13 protein-coding genes are annotated in these 18,574 nt (G+C 64.3%); 9 read left to right on the forward strand and 4 right to left on the reverse strand.

Annotated features, from left to right (window positions below; translation table 11 throughout):
- The first annotated feature begins 637 nt into the window (after positions 1–637).
- From C2I19_RS16640 to C2I19_RS16650, 3 genes are all read left to right on the forward strand, one after another.
- Positions 638–1,897: an MgtC/SapB family protein gene (locus C2I19_RS16640; RefSeq protein ID WP_103903780.1), complete on the forward strand. Its 1,260-nt coding sequence runs from the start codon at positions 638–640 to the stop codon at positions 1,895–1,897.
- Between the two features lie 324 nt (positions 1,898–2,221).
- Positions 2,222–3,898 carry an RCC1 domain-containing protein gene (locus C2I19_RS16645; RefSeq protein ID WP_103903781.1) on the forward strand — a complete coding sequence of 559 codons (1,677 nt, stop codon included), beginning with the start codon at positions 2,222–2,224 and terminating at the stop codon, positions 3,896–3,898.
- Positions 3,899–3,925: 27 nt separating this feature from the next.
- Positions 3,926–5,368, forward strand: coding sequence for a S8 family peptidase (locus C2I19_RS16650; RefSeq protein ID WP_103903782.1), 1,443 nt, complete (start codon positions 3,926–3,928; stop codon positions 5,366–5,368).
- 67 nt (positions 5,369–5,435) lie between these two features.
- Here the strand turns inward: C2I19_RS16650 and metH are convergent, their stop codons facing one another.
- Positions 5,436–9,149, reverse strand: a complete 3,714-nt coding sequence (gene metH, locus C2I19_RS16655) for a methionine synthase (protein ID WP_103903783.1) — start codon at positions 9,147–9,149, stop codon at positions 5,436–5,438.
- A gap of 120 nt (positions 9,150–9,269) precedes the next feature.
- On the opposite strand from metH, the gene C2I19_RS16660 reads away from it, so the two are divergent.
- The 5 genes from C2I19_RS16660 (at position 9,270) to C2I19_RS16680 (ending at position 16,335) form a co-directional block, all read left to right on the forward strand.
- Positions 9,270–10,025, forward strand: coding sequence for a substrate-binding periplasmic protein (locus C2I19_RS16660; RefSeq protein ID WP_103903784.1), 756 nt, complete (start codon positions 9,270–9,272; stop codon positions 10,023–10,025).
- A 63-nt stretch (positions 10,026–10,088) separates the two neighbouring features.
- Positions 10,089–12,224 (forward strand): UvrD-helicase domain-containing protein, encoded by a 2,136-nt coding sequence (locus tag C2I19_RS16665; protein ID WP_103903785.1) that lies wholly within the window; start codon positions 10,089–10,091, stop codon positions 12,222–12,224.
- Positions 12,225–12,295: 71 nt separating this feature from the next.
- Positions 12,296–14,005, forward strand: coding sequence for a response regulator (locus C2I19_RS16670; protein ID WP_103903786.1), 1,710 nt, complete (start codon positions 12,296–12,298; stop codon positions 14,003–14,005).
- Complete coding sequence (locus C2I19_RS16675) at positions 13,993–14,730, forward strand: LytR/AlgR family response regulator transcription factor (RefSeq protein ID WP_199181236.1); 738 nt, start codon at positions 13,993–13,995, stop codon at positions 14,728–14,730. Before C2I19_RS16670 ends, C2I19_RS16675 begins: the two co-directional genes overlap by 13 nt.
- Positions 14,731–14,862: 132 nt before the next feature.
- Positions 14,863–16,335: a sensor domain-containing diguanylate cyclase gene (locus C2I19_RS16680; RefSeq protein WP_158253743.1), complete on the forward strand. Its 1,473-nt coding sequence runs from the start codon at positions 14,863–14,865 to the stop codon at positions 16,333–16,335.
- A 108-nt stretch (positions 16,336–16,443) separates the two neighbouring features.
- Here the strand turns inward: C2I19_RS16680 and C2I19_RS16685 are convergent, their stop codons facing one another.
- The 3 genes from C2I19_RS16685 to C2I19_RS16695 all read right to left on the reverse strand — a co-directional run bounded on the left by C2I19_RS16685 (position 16,444) and on the right by C2I19_RS16695 (position 17,906).
- The gene (locus C2I19_RS16685; RefSeq protein WP_103903788.1) at positions 16,444–16,872 is read right to left on the reverse strand and encodes an organic hydroperoxide resistance protein; all 429 of its coding nucleotides are present in this window, start codon (positions 16,870–16,872) and stop codon (positions 16,444–16,446) included.
- 86 nt (positions 16,873–16,958) lie between these two features.
- Positions 16,959–17,414, reverse strand: a complete 456-nt coding sequence (locus tag C2I19_RS16690) for a MarR family winged helix-turn-helix transcriptional regulator (protein WP_103903789.1) — start codon at positions 17,412–17,414, stop codon at positions 16,959–16,961.
- Between the two features lie 87 nt (positions 17,415–17,501).
- A complete protein-coding gene (locus C2I19_RS16695) occupies positions 17,502–17,906 on the reverse strand; it encodes a hypothetical protein (protein ID WP_103903790.1) in 405 nt (134 codons plus the stop codon).
- A 202-nt stretch (positions 17,907–18,108) separates the two neighbouring features.
- Here C2I19_RS16695 and C2I19_RS16700 point away from each other — a divergent pair.
- On the forward strand, positions 18,109–18,574 hold a 466-nt coding region (locus tag C2I19_RS16700), incomplete at its 3' end, for a YqiA/YcfP family alpha/beta fold hydrolase (protein ID WP_103903791.1).

Here is an 18,574-nt window from a genome sequence, read left to right on the forward strand (position 1 = left end):
CACAATATCAAAGCGGCACGCGAACAACTGGGTTGGTCGCCAGACCAGTTACTGGCGCTATGCAAGCTGGCATGAGATAGCATTGAATGGCCCTGATTGCGAATAGGGTTCAAAAACAACGACTTCTTAAATATGTTAACATATCGTTTACAAAAACAAAATCATGTTAACAATCGCTTCATTTTGTAGAGCCGATCTGCCACACCCATGCAGTCGATACCGCTGAGGTCGAGCACGCTATTCGGATCCACGCGGGGCCTGATCAATAGGACTGTCTCTGGCTCCAAGTGCAACGCATGGATCAGGCATCGCCATGGCTGCACATTGCCCATGGCACCATGGCTGCGCTGTTTCCTCGATGGCGTACATGTGACCGCTCAACCGCGACAGAATCTGCTTCGACGTATCGGGCACCGCCCCGGCACAAACCGAAAGCGCGCTCAGCACTCAGCACCAGGCGAGAAAAGCCACACTCAGCAACTTGGACATATCGCCCCTCTCTCCTAAAACCGGCGACAGCATATGACAACCGTCCCGCTCTGGATGATCTGGCGCAAACCGCGTCGCCGCCGGCCGGTATACAGCGGGCCGGCGGCGGGATATCGTAAAGACATAAACTCCGCGAGCGGGAGCCGCGATGCGCTATCTAGACTGGCTGCCGCCTGAGGCGACGCAAATCACCCTGGTGCTGTTCCTGGCCTTCCTGATCGGCCTGGAGCGCGAGGAGCGCAAGGCCGGCGGCGATCATTACGCCTTCGGCGGCGTGCGCACCTATCCGCTGATCGGCCTGATCGGCTATGTCGTGGCCGCGCTGGCCAACGGCGATTGGGCGCCGGTCGGCCTGGGCTTCGCCGTGGTGGCCGCGTTTCTGCTGATGTCGTACTGGCACAAGCTGGGCGCGTCCGGTTATTCCGGCGTCACCAGCGAGATGTCCGGCCTCGCCACTTATCTGATAGGCGTGCTGGTGTGCCGCGAGCTGTACTGGCTGGCCACCGCGCTGACCGTGGCCGGCCTCTTGCTGCTGGAATTCAAATCCCGTCTGGAAAGCCTGGCGCGGCGCATCGATCCGGCCGATATCCTGACCTTCACCCAGTTCCTGCTGCTGGCGGCGGTGATCCTGCCGCTGCTGCCCGATGAGGCCATAGGCCGCTTTCAGATCAACCCGTTCAAGACCTGGCTGGTGGTGGTGGCGGTCAGCGCCGTGTCCTACGGCAGCTATTTGCTGCAGCGGCTGCACCAGGGCAGGGACGGGCTGTTGCTGGCGGCGCTGGCCGGCGGCGCCTATTCCTCCACCGTCACCACCGTGGTGATGGCGCGCCGTTCGGCCGAGGCCGGCTCGCCGCGGCTGTATTCAGGCGCCATCCTGATGGCTTCCGGCGTGATGTATCTGCGCTTGATGGCTTTTCTCGCCCTGTTCAACTTCGCGCTGTTGCAGCGTTTGTGGCCGGCTTTTTCAGCCTTGGCCGCGCTGGCCTTGCTGGGAGGCTGGCTATGGTCGCGCAGCGGGCGCGACGGCGCAGCGGCCGGAACGGCCTACCAGCCCAAGAATCCGCTGGAATTGGGCGCGGCCGTGCTGTTCGCCCTGCTGTTCATCGCCATGCTGGTCGCCACCCGGCTGGCGGCGCAGTATTTGGGCGCGGCCGGCGTTTACGCCCTGGCTGCGGTAATGGGCGTCAGCGACGTCGACCCTTTCATCATGGGCATCACCCAGTCCACGCCGGCGCTGACGCCGCTGCCGGTGGCCGGATCGGCCATCCTGATCGCCGCCGCCGCCAACAATGCGGCCAAGGGCGCGTATGCGCGCGCCCTTGGCTCGCGCGAGACCGGCGGGCAAAGCCTGGCGGGTTTGCTGCTGCTGGCCGCCTTAGGCCTGCTACCCTTGCTGTGGGCACTCTGAGGCCCATACTGCTTGGCTTGCTGAGAATCGCGCACCGTCCTGAAAAAGACATTTCGTGTCGCAAAAATGACACAAATCATGCCTTTGAAATAATTTTGCCTGTGCGGAATTCAAATCACCCACTCTGGATGACTCTCAAAATTCATCTGCAATTTCAAGCAATAGCGTCGATATTCCCCAAACAATCCCTCTCGCCTTCGCCAAACTCTCCAGCCGAATCCCCTCCCCATTAAATACCTTTGTCATTAATATTTATTCGCGCACCTCATGCAAATTAACAAAATCAGTGCGCGCAACCATCCGTGATTGGACAAAGGAGATCCCATGCAAAGGGGAACAAACAAGCGGCGTCTCGGCACGCTATCCATCGGCATAGGCTTGATCGGCTCGCTGGCCGGCTGCGGCGGAGGCGGCGGAGACGACGGCAGTGCCCGCAACGCAAACAATCTGCAGGAGCAGCCCAAGCTGACGCTGGACGTGTTCGGCGCGCGCGGCGACACGCTGACCGCCAGCAGCGAAGGCTGCGTCGGCGGCGCCAAGATCAGCTGGGCCGCAGCGGACAATGCCCAACTGGCAGCCAGCGGCGCCAGCGTGGCCGACCCGGCGCCCGAGCACCCGCTGCAAGTCACCGCCAGTTGCGGCAATGCCAGCGCCACGCTGACGCTGGCCGCGCAAAACGTGTTCGCCAGCCCCGGCGCGTTCGCCGTGATCCAGGGCGACGGCACGCTGGCCGTATGGGGCGATAAGCTGCTGGGCGGCGATCTGTCGCAGCTGAAAGCGGAACAGCAGCCCAAGAACGTGGTGCAGGTAGTGGGCAACGAGCGCGCGCTGGCGGCGCTGCAAGCCGACGGCAAGGTGGTGTCCTGGGGCAGCGTGTGGGCCAAGTCGCCCTTCGTCTCGGCCCAGGGCGCGACCAGTAACCGCTTCATGGCGGCGGCTGGCGCCTTCGGCAAGGTGGTCAAGCTGTGGCCCACCCTGCGCAGCTTCGTCGCGCTGAACGAAGACGGCAGCGTCGCCACCTGGGGCGTGACGCAAAAGACCTTCGGCGGCCTAGGCGGCTGGAAAACCGCCGCGCAGTCCTTCCCGTCCGCGGATGCCTTGAGCCAGCTGCGCGACATCCGCGACGTCAGCTATAACCTCGCGGCCGTGGCCGCGCTGAAGAAAGACGGCACCGTCGTCGCCTGGGGCGATCCGGAAAGCGGCGGCGACACGACGCCCGTCGCGGCTAAACTGAAGGACGTGGTCAAGCTCTACGCCACTGACTACCAGTTCGCGGCGCTGAAGAAAGACGGCAGCGTCGTCAGCTGGGGCACCAACTGGGAGACCGAAGACTTCTTCAACGGCCAGGAGGCCGCGCCGCAAAACGCGCTGAACCTGATAGGCAATGGCTCGGTCCTGGCCGTGCTGGGCAAGGACGGCGCCGTGTCCACCATAGGCAGCGGGCAGTTCGACAAGGGCGCCAACCTGACGCTGCTGGAAGCCAGCCTGAGCAATGTGGCCCAGGTCTTCGCCAGCAAGGCCGCCTTCGCCGCGTTGAAAAAAGACGGCAGCGTGGTGACCTGGGGCGACAAGCAGCGCAATGACCCGAGCGCCGCCCAGGCCCAACTGAACAATGTGGTCAACATCGCCAGCACCGAGCTGGCCTTCGCCGCGCTGAAGAAAGACGGCAGCGTGGTGAGCTGGGGCGACGAGACCCGCGGCGGCGACAGCAGCGCGGTGCAGGCGCAGCTGAACAATGTCGTGGCGCTATACGCCAACGACTACGCCTTCGCCGCCTTGAAGAAGGACGGCAGCGTGGTGACCTGGGGCGCGCCCATGCACGGCGGCGACAGCCGCGCCGTGCAGGACAAACTGAAGAATATCCGCGCCATTTACCACACCAGCCTGGGCGGCTTCCTCGCCGTCGCCAAGGATGGCCGGTTCGTCAGTTGGGGCGGCCCGTCGGCCGGCGACGCCGCGCCTCCGGCCAGCCTGAAGACCATTCCCTATCTGAAGAGCTAAGCGCAACGCCTACCGGAAAACCAAAATATGAAAAAGCTTAAACTCGCGTCCCTGCTGTTGGCGGCGGGTGTCGCCAGCGCCGCGGCCCAGGCCGCGCCCGGCAATGAAGTGGCCGGCATCATCGTCAAATACCGCCAGGTCTCCTCTGCCCAGCTGGCGGCCCAAGCGGCCAGCCTGCCGCGCGGCAAAGTCTTGTCCGCCCAGCCGGCCGACGCCAGGCAGCGCGCCCAGAAGCTGCAACAGCTCACCGGCGTGCCGCTGCGGTTCGAGCGCCAGATGGGCACCGGCGCCTATGTGTTCCACACCGGCAAGGCGTTGAGCCCCGACGAGGCCCAGCAGCTGTCGCGCCGCATCCAGCAAGACCCGAACGTCGAATACGCCGAGCCCAACTACATCAAGCACGCCAATTTCGAGCCGTCCAGCCCGCTCTACCAGCAGCAGCAATGGGATATGAAGGCCAGCGCCGCCGAGCCGGGCGCGATGAACCTGCCGGACGCCTGGAATCTCAGCAAGGGGTTGGGCGTCACCGTGGCGGTGCTCGACACCGGCTACCGCCCGCACAAGGATTTGAAGCCCAATCTGCTGGAGCCGGGCTATAACTTCGTCTCCAAGCCCGAAGATGCCCGCCTCAAGCCGGGTCCGGACGGCCAGACCGCGCGCCAGGCCAACGCCATGGACCAGGGCAGCTGGAAGAGCGCCAATGATTGCGGCCCTGGTTCGGCAGCGGACGACAGCAGCTGGCATGGCACCCATGTCGCCGGCACCATCGCCGCGGCCGGCGGCGACAAGAACGGCATTTCCGGCGTGGCGCCGCGCGCCAAGATCCTGCCGGTGCGCGTGCTGGGCCGCTGCGGCGGCACCGACGCCGACATCACCGACGCCATGCTGTGGGCGGTGGGCGCCGCCGTTCCGGGCGCGCCGATCAATCCCTCGCCGGCGCGCGTGATCAATATGTCGCTGGGCGGCTCCCAGCCATGCACCCAGTCCTACCGCAGCGTGATCCAGCAGATCCATGCCCGCAACGGCATCGTGGTGGTGTCCGCCGGCAACAGCAACCGCAATGCCCGCACCGCCTCGCCGTCCAGCTGCTACGGCGTGATCTCGGTCGCGTCCAACGGCCAGGCCGGCGCCATCGCCAGCTATTCCAACTACGGCGCCACCGTGGCCGTGACCGCGCCCGGCGGCGACCTGAACGTGGGCGATCCCGGCATCTACTCCACGATCAACAGCGGCAAGACCGCGCCGGAGGACGACAACGCCTATGAGGCGATGATGGGCACTTCGATGGCGGCGCCGCACGTGTCCGGCCTGGTGGCGCTGATGCTGTCCATCAATCCGCAGCTGGACTGGAAGGCGGTGCGCAATCTGCTGATTCAAACCTCGCACAAGGCGCCGGGCAATTGCACAGGCTGCTCGGCCGGCCTGGTCGACGCCGCCGCCGCCGTGCGCGCCGCGCAGAACTACCGCTGAGCGCGCTCCATGAAAAACCGGCTTGCCGCGAGGCAAGCCGGTTTTTTCGCGTCTAAGCCCGATATGACTAGGCGTCATACCCCAGATTCGGCGCCAGATCGCGTTCGGCCTGTTCCAGCGTCACGCCGCGGCGCGCGGCATAACTGGCCACTTGGTCCTTCTCCACCTTGCCGACGCCGAAGTAACGCGATTGCGGGTGGCTGAAATAGAAGCCGGACACCGCCGCGGTGGGCAACATGGCGTAGCCCTCGGTCAGCGTCATGCCTATGGCCGGCGCGTCCAGCAGCTGGAACAGCTCGGCCTTCACCGTGTGGTCCGGGCAGGCCGGGTAGCCCGGCGCCGGGCGGATGCCGCGGTACAGCTCGTCGATCAGGCCTTCGTTGTCGATCTGCTCGTCGGCGGCATAGCCCCAGAACTCGCGCCGCACGCGGGCGTGCATCAGCTCGGCGAAGGCTTCGGCCAGGCGGTCGGCCAGCGCTTTGAGCAGAATGGCCGAGTAATCGTCGTTGGCGTCCTCGAAGCGCTTCACATGCGGTTCGATGCCGATGCCGGCGGTGACGGCGAAAGCGCCGATATAGTCTTCCACGCCGCTGTCCAGGGGCGCGATGTAGTCGGCCAGCGCCCAGTTGGCCTTGCCGTCCATCTTGGGCAGCTGCTGGCGCAGTCCCACCCAGGTCATCAGGCTGGCGCTGTTGTCCGGGTTGCGGATTTCGATGTCGTCGCCATTGACGCTACTGGCCGGGAACAGGCCGATCACCGCGTTGGCGGCCAGCCAGTTCTCGTCGACGATCCGCTTCAGCATGACTTGGGCGTCTTCATACAGCGCGCGCGCCGATTCGCCGACGATCTCGTCGTCGAGAATGCGCGGAAAGCGCCCGGCCAGCTCCCAGCTCTGGAAAAACGGCGTCCAGTCGATATAGGCGGCGATCTCGGCCAATGAATAATTCTCGAAACGGCGCACGCCTAGCCATTGCGGCTTGGGCGGCGTATAGCCGGCCCAGTCGATTTTCTCTTTATTGGCGCGCGCGGCTTCCAACGAGACCACCTTGCGGTTGGCCTTGTTGGCGTGGCCTTCGCGCGCGCGTTCTTGCTCGGCCAGGTTTTCGGCGACGAAGCCGTCGCGCAGCGTGTCCGACAGCATATTGGAGCAGACGCCCACCGCTCGGCTGGCGTCCGGCACGTACACCACCGGATGTTGGTAATGCGGGGCGATCTTCACCGCGGTATGTACCTTGGAGGTGGTCGCGCCGCCTATCAACAGCGGGATGTCGAAGCCCTGGCGCTGCATCTCCTTGGCCACATGGCTCATCTCCTCCAGGCTGGGGGTGATCAGGCCGGACAGGCCGATGATGTCGGCCTTGTGCTCGCGCGCGGCGTCGAGGATGGTCTGGCACGGCACCATCACGCCCAGGTCTATCACCTTGTAGTTATTGCAGCGCAGCACCACGCCGACGATATTCTTGCCGATGTCGTGCACGTCGCCCTTGACCGTGGCCATGATGATGACGCCCTTGGCCGGCGCGTCGGCTAGACCCAGACGGATCTTCTCTTCCTCGATGAACGGTTCCAGGTGGGCGACGGCGGCCTTCATCACCCGCGCCGACTTCACCACCTGCGGCAGGAACATTTTGCCGGCGCCGAACAGGTCGCCCACCACGTTCATGCCGTCCATCAGCGGGCCTTCGATCACGTGGATGGGCCGCGCCGACTTCAGCCGCACTTCCTCGGTATCCTCGACGATGAAGGTGGTGATGCCCTTGACCAGCGCGTGCTCCAGCCGCTTTTCCACCGGGAACGCGCGCCAGGCCAGGTCCTCGCCCTTTTTCTCGCCGACGGCCTCGCCCTTGAACTTCTCCGCCAGCTCGATCAGCCGTTCGGTGGCGTCGCCGCCGTCCTTGGGATGGCGCATCAGCACCACGTCCTCGATGCGCGCGCGCAGTTCGGCGTCGACCTCGTCGTACACCTCCAGCGCGCCGGCGTTGACGATGCCCATGGTCATGCCGCGCTGGATGGCGTGATACAGGAACACCGCGTGGATGGCTTCGCGCACCTTGTTGTTGCCGCGGAAGCTGAACGAGACGTTGGACACGCCGCCGGAAATCTTGGCGTGCGGCAGGTGCTGCTTGATCCAGCCGGTGGCCTCGATGAAGTCCAGGCCATAACGCGCATGTTCGTCTATGCCGGTGGCGACGGCGAAGATATTGGGGTCGAAGATGATGTCTTCCGGCGGGAAGCCCACCTCGTCCACCAGGATGCGATAGCTGTGGTCGCAAATCTCGATCTTGCGGGCGTAGGTGTCGGCCTGGCCTTTCTCGTCGAAGGCCATCACGATCACCGCCGCGCCGTAGCGGCGGATCAAGCGCGCCTGCTCGACGAATTTCTCTTTGCCTTCCTTCATCGAGATCGAGTTGACGATGCCCTTGCCCTGGATGCATTTCAGACCGGCCTCGATCACCTCCCATTTGGACGAGTCGATCATGATGGGCACGCGGGCGATATCCGGCTCCGACGCGATCAGGTTCAGGAAGCGCACCATCGCGGCGTGGGCGTCCAGCATGCCCTCGTCCATATTGATGTCGATGACCTGAGCGCCGTTCTCTACCTGCTGCCGCGCCACGTCCAGCGCGGTGGCGTAGTCGCCGTTGAGGATGAGCTTGGCGAAGGCGCGGCTGCCGGTGACGTTGGTGCGCTCGCCGACGTTCACAAACAAGTCTTCGTCGCCGATATTGAAGGGCTCCAGGCCGGACAGCCGGCACTTGGCCTCGATCTGCGGCAAGGGCCGCGGCGCGATGCCGTCCACCGCTTGGGCAATGGCGGCGATGTGTTCCGGCGTGGTGCCGCAACAGCCGCCGACGATGTTGATCAGCCCGCTCTCGGCCCACTCGCGCACGTACTCGCCCATCTTCTCAGGTTCGAGATCATAGCCGCCGAAGGCGTTGGGCAGGCCGGCGTTGGCATGCACGGAAACATAAGTGGCCGATACCCGCGCCATTTCCTCGACATAAGGCCGCAGCAGGTCCGGGCCCAAGGCGCAGTTGAGGCCGAAGCTGGCGGCATTGGCGTGCGACAGCGAGTTGTAGAAGGCTTCGGTGGTCTGCCCGGTCAGCGTGCGGCCGGACTGGTCGGTGATGGTGCCGGAAACCATGATAGGCAAGCGCGCTTGTTCAGGGCGCTCGTCGAAATACTGGTGGATGGCGAACACCGCCGCCTTGGCGTTCAAGGTGTCGAAGATGGTTTCCACCAACAGCAGGTCGGCGCCGCCGGCCACCAGGCCGTCTATCGCCTCGCTGTAGCTTTCCACCAGTTGATCGAAGCTGACGTTGCGGTAGCCCGGATCGTTGACGTCCGGGCTGATGGAACAGGTGCGGTTGGTGGGGCCGAGCACGCCGGCGCAGAATCTGGGCTTGGCCGGATTCTTCGCCGTTTGCGCCGCGCACAGGTCTTTCACCAGCTTGGCGGCCGCCTGATTGATCTCCCACACCAGCCCTTCCATCCGGTAATCCGCCATGGCGATGGAAGTGGCGTTGAAAGTGTTGGTCTCTATGATGTCGGCGCCGGCATCGAGATAAGCCTGGTGGATGCCGGCGATCACGTCGGGCCGGGTCAGCGCCAGCAGGTCGTTATTGCCTTTGACGTCGCAGGGCCAGTCGGCGAAGCGCTCGCCGCGGTAATCGGCCTCTTCCAACCGATGGCGCTGGATCATGGTGCCCATGCCCCCATCCAGAATCAGGATGCGTTGCGACAGGTGCTGAAAGACAGGATGGGGTAATGGTTTTGTCATGTTAATTGCAGCGTCTTTGTCTAAAACTGTATGTAATGGTCGCCGGACTTGCTAGGGTCATCATAACATCGGCGTTCCCTGCATCAGACTGCACCCATTAGAATAAGAGAACCAATCCATATGCCTATTGTGAATAATAGATGGCGCTTGCTTTCCTTGGCGCTGATCGCCAGCGCCGCCAGCGCCGCACCCTTGCGCATAGGCGTCGCCGATACCGACGCGCCGCCCATCGCGATTCTCTCCGGCGATGGCAACGCCATCACCGGCGGCCTGACCCGCGACCTCGGCGGCCTGTTGGCCGAGGAGCTGGGCTTGAAGCCGCAATTCGTCATTCTGGCGCGCAAACGGGTGGAGCCAGCGATAGAGGACGGCAAGGTGGACCTCATCTGCAACGCCAATCCGGACTGGTACAGCAATTCCGCCCGCCTGGGCTGGAGCCATGAGATCTATCCGCTGACCGAGCGCGTGCTGTCGCTGAAGGGCATGCCGCCGGTGCGCCAGTTCGACGACCTCGCCGGCAAGCGCATCGGCACCCAGCATGGCTACCACTATCCCGAGCTGGAATACCTGTGGACCAGCAACCGCAGCAGCCGTGAAACCGAGGCCCGCTTCGACCTCTTGTTCAAATCGCTGGAAAAGCGGCTCAGCGACGTCGCCATCGTCACCGAGTTCATCTACGTCTGGTGGGCGCGCGGCCACGCCCAGGAAGCCTCCGCCTTCAAGCTGCATCCGCTGGTGGTATCGTCGCAGCCCACCATGTGCGCGCTGTCGCCGAAATCGCCTATCAAGCTGGACCAACTGAACCGCGCCGTGGACCGGCTGCACAAGAACGGCAAGCTCAAGGCGATGCTGACGCATTACCAGGCGCAGGAGTAAGCCTCGCCGTGTCCCGGCGGGACGCATGCTAAAATGGCGTTTTTGCAGCGAAAACGTCCCGTCATGAGCGATCTGTTAGCCGGCCTCAATCCAGAACAACTGCGCGCCGTCACCTGGCCCGCCAAGAGCGCGCTGGTGCTGGCCGGCGCCGGCAGCGGCAAGACCCGGGTGCTGACCACCCGCATCGCCTGGCTGCTGTCCACCGGGCAAACTTCGCCGGCCGGCATCCTGGCGGTGACCTTCACCAACAAGGCCGCGCGCGAGATGCAAACCCGGCTGTCGGCCATGGCGCCGGTCAATGTGCGCAATATGTGGATAGGCACCTTCCACGGCCTGTGCAACCGCTTCCTGCGCATCCACTACCGCGACGCCGGCCTGCCGCAAGCCTTCCAGATCCTCGACTCCGCCGACCAGCAGGCCGCGATCAAGCGCTTGCTGAAAAGCCTGGAGCTGTCCGACGAAAAATACCCGCCGCGCGCGGTGCAGAGCTATATCAACGGCAACAAGGAAGCCGGCCTGCGCGCCGAGGCGCTGCCGCCGGCGCTGAACCCGTATGAAGCCAAGCTGGTGGAGCTGTACGCCGCCTACGACGCCCAGTGCCGGCGCGAAGGCGTGGTGGACTTCGCCGAGCTGCTGCTCAGAAGCTACGAACTATTGTCGCGCAACGAGGCGCTGCGCGCGCACTACTGCAGCCGCTTCAGCCACATCCTGGTGGACGAGTTCCAGGACACCAACCGCCTGCAATACGCCTGGCTGAAGCTGCTGGCCGGCGAGCACGGCGCGCTGTTCGCGGTAGGCGACGACGATCAGAGCATCTACGGCTTCCGCGGCGCGGAAGTGGGCAATATGCGCGCATTGCTGTCCGACTTCCACGTCGCCGAGCCGGTGCGGCTGGAGCAGAACTACCGCTCCATGGGCAATATCCTGAACGCCGCCAACACGCTGATCGAACAGAACGACGGCCGGCTGGGCAAGAACCTGTGGACCGACGCCGGCGAGGGCGAAAAAATCCGCTTCTACCAGGCCGGCAGCGATGGCGACGAGGCCGAGTTCATCATCGATGAAGTCAAAAGCCTGCACCGCGAAGGCCTGGCCCTGTCCGACATGGCCGTGCTCTACCGCTCCAACGCCCAGTCGCGCCTGCTGGAGCATGTGCTGGTCAACGCCCAGATCCCGTACCGCATCTACGGCGGCCTGCGCTTCTTCGAACGCCAGGAGATCAAGCACGCGCTGGCCTATCTGCGCCTGGTGGCCAATCCGGACGACGACAACGCGCTGCTGCGCGTGATCAACGTGCCGGCGCGCGGCATAGGCGCGCGCAGCGTGGAAAACCTGCAGGCCGCCGGCCGCGAGCAGGGCATCTCGCTATGGCAGGCCGCCTGCGGCGCCGGCAGCGGCCGCACCGCCGCCAAGATAGGCGAGTTCGTGCTGCTGATCGAAAAACTGCGCGAGCAGAGCCGCGACTTCAGCCTGGCCGAAACCATCAGCCTGGCCATAGACCGCAGCGGCCTGCGCGATATGTACGAACAGGACAAGAAAGACGGCGAGGAGCGGCTGGCCAACCTGGACGAACTGGTCAACGCCGCGGCGAGCTTCCTCCCGGATCAGCCGGAGCAGGCGCTGACCGAATTCCTGGCCGCCGCCAGCCTGGAGGCCGGCGAGCACCAGGCCGACGCCGGCAGCGACGCCTTACAGCTGATGACGGTGCATGCCGCCAAGGGCCTGGAATTCGACGCCGTGTTCGTCAGCGGCCTGGAAGAGGGCCTGTTCCCGCACGAGAACAGCATCATGGACGGCAAGGGCCTGCAAGAAGAACGCCGGCTGATGTATGTGGCCATCACCCGCGCACGCAAGCGGCTGTACTTGTCCAGCGCGCAAAGCCGCATGCTGCACGGCCAGAGCCGCTACCCGATTCCATCGCGCTTCATCGATGAAATCCCGGCCGAACTGATCCATGCGCTGTCTGCTACAGTGAAAGCACCCGTGCCCATGGCGCCGTCGCGCCGCGCCGCGCCGCAGCGGCGGGCAGAAAACGCCTACGGCCTGTCCATCGGCCAGGCGGTCAGCCACGCCAAGTTCGGACTGGGCGTGGTGATAGACGCCGAGGGCAACGGCGAGGACGTGCGCCTGCAAATCAACTTCGCCGAACATGGATTGAAGTGGCTGGACCTGCGTTATGCCAAGCTGACGCCGGCCTGAGCGGCGCGCGGGGCGGAGGCGGGCCAGCAATCGATTGAACCAGAACCATGCCGCAAGCAGATCAAGGTGAGATGAGCGATACCCCAGCCAATCCGACCGCCGCGGCCGCGCCGGTGCATCACGTGCGCGCCGCGCCGCAGCGCAATTACGACAATCCCTACGCCAAGCGGCTGTTCCTGATCATAGACAGCCTGCCGCAGATGCAGCGGGCGCTGGCGATGACGCTGTCTTCCTTCGGCGCCAACACCGTCGAATACGCTTCCCGGCCCGCCGACGCGCTGGCCAAAATGGCCAAATTCGAATTCGACGTGGTGCTGTGCGACTACGACCTGGGCAACGGCTACGACGGACTCTACCTGTTCGAGGAAATCAAGACCCGCAATCTGCTGAAACAGTCCTGCGTGTTCATGATCGTCACCGGCGAGCGCCGCACCCAAAGAGTGATTTCCGCCGCCGAACTGGCGCCGGACGACTACCTGCTCAAACCCTTCACCGGCGAAGTGCTGCGGGCGCGGCTGGAAAGGGCCATGCGCAAGCGCGAGGCCTTCAAGCTGGTGGACGAAAACATTCTGCGCCATGAATACCTGGCCGCCATAGAGACCTGCAACCGCAAGGTCGAGGAGAACGGCGAGTTCGCGCTCGACTTCATGCGGCTCAAGGGCTCGCTGGCGCTGAAGATCCAGGACTTCGACACCGCGCGCGACACTTATATGCGGGTGCTCAGGGTCAAGCCCGCCACCTGGGCCAAGATGGGGCTGGCCAAAGCGCTGGCCGGACTCAAATCGCTGGATGAGGCCAGGCTGCTGTTCGAGGCGGTGCTGGCCGACAGCAGCCAGGTGATGGAAGCCTACGACTGGCTGGCGCGGCTGTACCGCGGCAACCACGACCTGAAGCGCGCCCAACACATGCTGCAGCAGGCTGCGGAAAAATCGCCGGTGGTGTTCAGCCGCCAGCAGCAGCTGGCCGAAGTCGCGGCGCTGAACAAGGACTTGGCCGTCGCCGAAACGGCCTACCAGCAGACGCTGGACATCGCCAAATACACCTGGCACCGCAGCCCCACCCATTACGCCACGCTGGCGCGCATTCAGCTGGCGCGCGGCGACAGCGCCGCCGCCAGCCGCACCTTGGGCAATCTGCGCCACGACTACCGCTACAACGAGGAGGCCGAATGGCTGGCCGGCGTGGTGGACAGCCAGTTGCAGACTCAAAACGGCAACGCCGACAAGGCAGGCGAACTGCTGGACGCCGCCGGTGAGCGCTTTCGCCAGCTTTCGTCCAAGCTGGAGCAGGACGCGCAGCTGGAATACGCCCGCGCCTGCTACCGCCAGGGCCGCGCAGACCGCGGCGACGCGGTGATGGAGTTCCTGATCCGCAACCATCACGACGACGAGGACATGCTGGCCCGCTTCGGCGACATGTTCGAAGAGATAGGACTCGGCCCGCAGGGCCGACAGCTGATCGCCAGCAACGTCAAATCGGTCACCGAGCTGAACAACCAGGCCGTGCACCTGGCGCAATCGGGCGAGTTCGACGCCGCGATCGAACGCTTCGTCAAAGCGCTGGAGGAAATGCCGCAAAACGTGCAGATCATGCTGAACCTGATCAGCTCGGTGCTGGCCTACGTCAGCCGCAACGGCTGGCACGAAAGCCATATGCGCCGCGCCTACGAGCTGCTGGGCAAGGCGCGCGAGCTGGCGCCGACCAACAACAAGTTCCAGAAGATCCTGCTGTCCTGGCGACTGGTGGTCAGCAAGATGGACAAGCCGCAATGGGTGATCTGAGCCGGCTGCGCGTGCTGGTGGTGGACGACGAGCATCTGGCGCGCGAACGCCTGCGCCAGTTGCTGGCCGATCTCGGCGTGGTGCAGGTGCATTGCCAGGGCGACAGCCAGGCCGCTCAGGACTGGCTGGTCCGCCACCCCGCAGACGTGGCGCTGCTGGACATCGGCATGCCCGGCCGCGACGGCATGGCGCTGGCGCGGCAGCTGCGCCAACTGCCGCTGCCGCCGCAGCTGATCTTCAGCACGGCCCACGACCATTACGCGGTGGAAGCCTTCGAGCTGAACGCGGCGGACTACCTGCTCAAGCCAGTGCGCCGCGAACGGCTGGCCGAAGCGTTGCGGCGCGCCCAGGCCCGGCTGGGCGGCCGCGACGAAACGCCGTGCTTCGTGGTGCGGCAACGCGGCCGCATGGTCAACGTGCCCTTCGGCGAGGCGCGCTATCTGAAAGCCGAACTCAAGTACGTCACCCTGGTCACCCGCGACGGCGAATACCTGCTGGACGAGCCGCTGGTGGCGCTGGAACAGCAGCTCGGCGACACCGTGCTGCGCATCCACCGCAACTGCCTGGTCATGCGCGACGCCGTGCAGGAATTGAGCCAGACCGGCGACGAGCAATGGCAAATCCGCCTGCGCGACATCGCCGAGCCGCTGCCGGTCAGCCGCCGCCAAATCCACGCCATCAAGGCCGCGCTGGCTCCGGCGGGGTCGGTACGTACTATTACTTAATCAAGCCTTTCTCTGATTTATTGCTAAAAAATAACCCCTCGTTCTTATAGAATCATCCCTTGCCGAATTTATGTCGATGGTTTTAACATGCAAGCAAGACTGGTTTATGCTGGATGCATAGCTCTCTGGCTGATGCTCAGCGCGCTCGCCGCGTTGTCCATCGCCAGCCGCTCCCTATTGGGCGCAGAGCAGCAATTCAACAACCAGTCGCAGCAATTGAGCGAACAGCTGAAACAGCGGCTGCTCACCAATGAGACCGTGCTCGACAGCTACGCCACCTTCAGCGCCATGGATCACCGCGGCGAAGCCCGCAAGAAACACCCCTTCGTGCTGCAATTGCTGCGCCGTTACCCGCAAATCACCGCCCTGGCCCATATAGAGCGCGTCCCGGCTGACGAACTATCGGATTACAGCCAGCAGTTGCGGCGCGAATACGGCCGCGCCTACCACCTGCGCGGCTTCGACGACGCCGCCATGGCCTCGCCGGGGCAGGAAGCTTATTTCCCGCTGATGTTCGCCGAACCGCAATCGAAATCGAATCTGCGGCTGGTGGGGCGGGATGCCTGGCAGCAGCCGCAGTTGCGAGAGGCGCTGCAAGATACCCTGAACAGCGGCCGCACCGCGCTGTCCCGCCAGATGAAGCTGCCGCAAGGCGAGCCCGGCTACGCGCTGCTGCGCGGCATAGACAACCATCTGTCCTCCAATCTGCAGGATTTGCAGCCTCGGCACTTCGCCATATTGTTCATCCGCGCCGACTCCTTGCTGCCCGCCGGCTTCAACTTGCCCACAGGCATGGAGCTGCGCATCCATCACCGCGAAGATGCCGCGGCGGAGGGCGAGGCCGGCGTGCTGCACCTAGGCGAAAACCGCGCCAGCGCGCTGGAGCGCCTGCTGTTTCCGCGCCTGGAAACCACCCAGCAACTGGGCGGCAACGGACAGCCCCTGCGTTTCACGCTGAGCTGGCAGCAGGGCTGGGCGCAAATCGGCCTGTTCGAATGGACGGTCTGGCTGATGCTGAGCCTATTGCTGGGCGCCGGACTGGCCGCCGCCGGCTACGGTTTCGTGCGCAGCAGCAGGCTGCGCCGCCAGCGCGAAAACCAGCTGTTCCACCTGGCCAACCATGACCGGCTGACCGGCCTGGCCAACCGCAATCTGTTTTATGACCGGCTGCAACACGCGATCAGCCGCGTCGACCGCAGCGGCAAACGGCTGGCGCTGCTGTTCCTGGATCTGGACCGCTTCAAGCCGGTCAATGACACCTACGGCCACGTGGCCGGCGACCGCGTGCTGCAGTTGATCGCGGCGCGCATCCAGGAAGTGGTGCGCGACGAAGATACCGTGGCGCGCATAGGCGGCGACGAATTCGTCATCCTGATGGAAGACGTCGAGTCCAACCGCGAAGCCGACAAAGTGGCCTCGCGGCTGCAGCAGGCCATCCAGCAGCCATACCAGGTGGAACAACACCGAATCAGCGTGGGCGTCAGCATAGGCACGGCGTATTACCCGGAAGACGGCCTGCTGATAGACGAATTGCTGGCGGTCGCGGACCGCAAGATGTACGGCAACAAGCAAGCCATAGGCCGCCAGGCCGAAGCCGTGGATTGAGCGGCGCTCTCCGCGCGCCAAAACGCGCCGTCCCGGCAAGCGGGCGGCGCGTTTCGACATCCTGAGCCAGACCAACGCTACGGCAGGATCGCCAGCGGACGGCGGCGATTACAGCAGCGTCAGCTCCACCTCGATATTGCCGCGCGTCGCGTTGGAATACGGACAGATGCCGTGCGCGGCCTCCACCAGTTTCAAACCCGCTTCGCGATCGATGCCGGGCAACGACACCGCCAGTTTGGCCGCGATGCCGAAACCGTGGGCGATGGGGCCGATGGACACCCGGCCAGTCACCGCCACGTCGGCCGGCAGCCGCACGCCGGCCTGCTGCGCCGCCACTTTCAGCGCGCCGATGAAGCAGGCGGAATAACCGGCGGCGAACAGTTGCTCCGGATTGGCGCCGTCTCCGCCCAGGCCGCCCAGCTCGCGCGGCGTGCTCAGCTTGAGCCGCAGTGCGCCGTCGCTGGATTCCGCCTGGCCGTCGCGGCCTCCGGTAGCGGTGGCTTCGGCGGTATACAGGACTTTTTGCAGGGTATTCATATGACTGCTCCTTGAGTAAATCATTCCGCGATACGGAAAGCTTGCTATTAAATAGTGCGCTATTTAAATAATAAAAGCCCGCGGGCTTAGCGCAACAACTGATCGCGCAAGCCGCATAGCTGCTGTCGCAAGCTAGCGATCTCGTCTAGCGCCAGTCCGCTGCGACAGGCTAGTTGCAAAGGAATCCGCTCCGCCTGGCCGCGCAGCGCGCGGCCCGCTTCGCTCAGCCGGACGATGACCACCCGTTCGTCGCTGGCCAGCCGTTGCCGTTCCAGCCATCCGGCCGCTTCCATCCGCTTCAGCAACGGCGTCAGCGTCGCCGAATCCAGGTAGAGCTTCTCGCCGATGTCGGACACCGAGCGCTGATCCTGCTCCCACAGCACCAGCAGCACCAGATATTGCGGATAGGTCAGCCCCAAGGGCTTCAGGCTGTCGCGGTAGACCTTGTTCATCGCCAGCGAGGCCGAGTACAGCGCGAAGCACAGCTGGCTATCCAGCCGCAGCAGTTCGTCCGGGGACGGGCAGATATCTTGCGTTTCCATGTCCGCATATTAAATAGTGCACAATTTAATTGCAAGCTATTTTATTTGCCGAAAAAGCCCGCCCCGCAGGCTGTCGGCGCGTTCCATTCAGGCAGCCACTCGCACCGGACCGCGGCTCAGATCGGCCAAAGAACGGCAAGCCTGCTGCCAATCCGCCAGCGAGCGCACGCCCTGCAGCACGATCCGCGCCAGCGCCTCGTTGCATACGGCCGGGCCAAACTGCATCAGCATCTCGTGCAGCGCGAAGCGCAGGGTGTGGCTGTCCCGCAGCAGGGCGTTCACTTCCTCCTGCACTTCGCTGCACACCCTCATTCCGCCCAGAGCATCCAGTTGCACCTGATGGCGCGGGCAGAAGCCGGAACGGATCAGGGCGGTGTCGGGGTCGATGTCGTCGGCGAACAGCAAGGCGCTGTGCTGCAGATAGCCGCAGGCGATGATCAGGCTTTCCAGCGAATGCGGCATCGCGGACGGGCCAAGGGGCAAGGTGGTCATGATGGGTTCTCCTCTTTGTGTAGGTATATTTGGCGCATATTTGAGCACTTAGCCGGATTCCATGGCAATGGCTGGCAATGATTGGCAAGGAGTTTTCCCGAGTTTTTACTCAATATTAACAAGCAGCAATCATAGAGACACATGCGCTGACAATCTCGGCATCGCGGCGTACCATTTCCACATTCGTTCAACGGGCCGCGCCATGCACATCGTTTATCTCCACGGCTTCAACTCCAGTCCCCTGTCGCTGAAGGCCGGCGAAACCGCCGCCTGGCTCGCCGCTCATGCGCCGGACATCCAATTTCATTGCCCCAGGCTGTCGCCTCATCCCGCCGAGGCCCTGAGCCAGGCCGAGACGCTGCTGCTGGCGCTGCCGCCCAACACGCTGCTGATAGGCAGCTCGCTCGGCGGCTTCTACGCAACCTGCTTGGCCGAGCGCCATGGCCGGCCCGCCGCGCTGATCAACCCCGCCGTCCGCCCTGACCGCGATCTGGCGCGCTTCGCCGGCAAACAGACCAACCCCTATACCGGCGAGGTCTACACGCTGGGCGACGATGATCTGCAAGCCTTGCTGGCGCAACGCGTTGACCAGCCCTCGGCCGGCCGCTACTGGCTGCTGCTGGGCAGCCGCGACGAAGTGCTGGACTGGCGCGAGGCCGCCTGTCATT

Source organism: Chromobacterium alticapitis, from assembly GCF_002924365.1.
Lineage (GTDB): Bacteria > Pseudomonadota > Gammaproteobacteria > Burkholderiales > Chromobacteriaceae > Chromobacterium > Chromobacterium alticapitis.

What these genes read in the sequence shown, in the direction of transcription:
- C2I19_RS16640 (WP_103903780.1), top strand. Translation starts at nt 638, where the DNA reads ATGCGCTATCTAGACTGGCTGCCGCCTGAGGCGACGCAAATCACCCTG.
- C2I19_RS16645 (WP_103903781.1), top strand. Translation starts at nt 2,222, where the DNA reads ATGCAAAGGGGAACAAACAAGCGGCGTCTCGGCACGCTATCCATCGGC.
- C2I19_RS16650 (WP_103903782.1), top strand. Translation starts at nt 3,926, where the DNA reads ATGAAAAAGCTTAAACTCGCGTCCCTGCTGTTGGCGGCGGGTGTCGCC.
- metH (WP_103903783.1), bottom strand. Translation starts at nt 9,149, where the DNA reads ATGACAAAACCATTACCCCATCCTGTCTTTCAGCACCTGTCGCAACGC.
- C2I19_RS16660 (WP_103903784.1), top strand. Translation starts at nt 9,270, where the DNA reads ATGCCTATTGTGAATAATAGATGGCGCTTGCTTTCCTTGGCGCTGATC.
- C2I19_RS16665 (WP_103903785.1), top strand. Translation starts at nt 10,089, where the DNA reads ATGAGCGATCTGTTAGCCGGCCTCAATCCAGAACAACTGCGCGCCGTC.
- C2I19_RS16670 (WP_103903786.1), top strand. Translation starts at nt 12,296, where the DNA reads ATGAGCGATACCCCAGCCAATCCGACCGCCGCGGCCGCGCCGGTGCAT.
- C2I19_RS16675 (WP_199181236.1), top strand. Translation starts at nt 13,993, where the DNA reads ATGGGTGATCTGAGCCGGCTGCGCGTGCTGGTGGTGGACGACGAGCAT.
- C2I19_RS16680 (WP_158253743.1), top strand. Translation starts at nt 14,863, where the DNA reads ATGCTCAGCGCGCTCGCCGCGTTGTCCATCGCCAGCCGCTCCCTATTG.
- C2I19_RS16685 (WP_103903788.1), bottom strand. Translation starts at nt 16,872, where the DNA reads ATGAATACCCTGCAAAAAGTCCTGTATACCGCCGAAGCCACCGCTACC.
- C2I19_RS16690 (WP_103903789.1), bottom strand. Translation starts at nt 17,414, where the DNA reads ATGGAAACGCAAGATATCTGCCCGTCCCCGGACGAACTGCTGCGGCTG.
- C2I19_RS16695 (WP_103903790.1), bottom strand. Translation starts at nt 17,906, where the DNA reads ATGACCACCTTGCCCCTTGGCCCGTCCGCGATGCCGCATTCGCTGGAA.